Source organism: Belnapia arida, assembly GCF_016773205.1.
Classification (GTDB): domain Bacteria; phylum Pseudomonadota; class Alphaproteobacteria; order Acetobacterales; family Acetobacteraceae; genus Belnapia; species Belnapia arida.
In genome coordinates this window covers 1-1507 of sequence record NZ_JAETWB010000135.1, presented here as the reverse complement: position 1 = coordinate 1507, position 1507 = coordinate 1, and the positions used below count along the sequence as shown (strand labels likewise).

Below are 1507 nucleotides of genomic sequence, written 5' to 3'. Positions count from 1 at the left end.
GTAAGACCGTATGTCCGCCTTGAGCCGGGTGGCTCGTCCTACGATGCGCGGGTGAACGAGGGTTGCCCGCATGGGCGGGCCTATCCTCAGCGCAGGGAGGACGAGCCGTGGTGGAGGATAGCACCGTCTTCGTTGGCATCGACGCGGCGAAACTGAAAAACGCGGTGGCCGTGGCTGAGCTCGGCCGGTCTGGCGAGGTGCGCTACATTGGTGAGGTCGACGCCAGCTCCGAGGCCATGCGCAAGTTCCTAACGCGGCTCGCTGCACGGCATGGCAAGCTGCACGTCTGCTATGAGGCTGGGCCGACCGGCTACGGCCTGTACCGCCAAATCGTCGCACTCGGTCATGCCTGCACGGTGGTGGCACCCTCGCTAATCCCGCGCAAGCCGGGCGACAGGGTCAAGACCAACCGACGTGACGCAGTGGCTCTGGCCCGGCTGCTCCGGGCTGGCGAGTTGACCGCCGTGTGGGTGCCGGACGAGGCGCACGAGGCGATGCGCGACCTGGTGCGCGCCCGCGAGGCCGCCGTCGATGATTTGCGCCGGAAGCGCCAGGCGATCTCGTCGATGCTCCTGAAGCATGGACGCGCGTTTCCCGGGAAGACGACCTGGGGCGCCCGCCACCATCGCTGGCTGGCCGAGCAGGCTTTCGATCATGCTGCCCAGCAAATCGTCTTGCAGGAACTCATCGTGGCCGCCCGGCACGCGAAGGAACGGCTCGAGCGCATCGAGGCGGCGGTCGTCGAGTTTATTCCGCAGTGGTCGCTGGCGCCCCTCGTCGAGGCCCTGCAGGCATTGCGCGGCATCCGGCTCCCCACGGCGGCGGCAATTGCCGCTGAGATCGGCGATCTCGGGAGGTTCGACAGCGCCCGGCAGTTCATGGGCTATCTCGGCCTCGTGCCGAGTGAGCGCTCGACCGGCGAGACGGTACGTCGTCTCGGTATCACCAAGGCCGGGAATGGGCGGATCCGGCGAGCGCTCGTCGAGAGCGCCTGGACCTACCGTCATGCGCCGCGTGTTGGCACTCGCAGACACTACCAGCAGCGGGCCGTCTCCACTGGGGTGCGCGACATCGCTCACAAGGCCGAGGTACGGCTCTGCGGCCGGTACCGTGCCCTCTCGGCACGCGGCAAGAAGCTGACGGTGGCCGTCACTGCGATCGCGCGGGAGCTCGCCGGGTTCATCTGGGCGATCGGGAGGGAGGTGAAGACCGCGTAGGACGCCACCCACCGGCGCTACGGCCATAGGGCTGGGCAAGGGTGGGGGCGAGGCAACGGTAGGGGATCTCCCGTCGGACGCTTTGTGGCCGGTCTGACCGACGCCCGCAGTAAGATCGGGAACGCCCCGGACGCATAATCGGAAATGCGGTAGCCAACCCGCGGATCAGAGCTTGATCACCGACGTCTATCCGCCTCGCCTCCTCCCATGCCCGGCCAGGATCAGGCCACCGCCTTGCGCGGCGGCCCGTGCTGCAGAGAGCTCTTGAAAACGGACATCAGAGCGTCCGG

1 protein-coding gene is annotated in these 1507 nt (G+C 67.8%); it reads left to right on the top strand.

What is annotated here, in order from left to right; genetic code table 11:
- Positions 1-110: 110 nt before the first annotated feature.
- Complete coding sequence (locus JMJ56_RS33050) at positions 111-1217, top strand: IS110 family RNA-guided transposase (RefSeq protein WP_407927993.1); 1107 nt, start codon at positions 111-113, stop codon at positions 1215-1217.
- Positions 1218-1507: the final 290 nt, after the last annotated feature.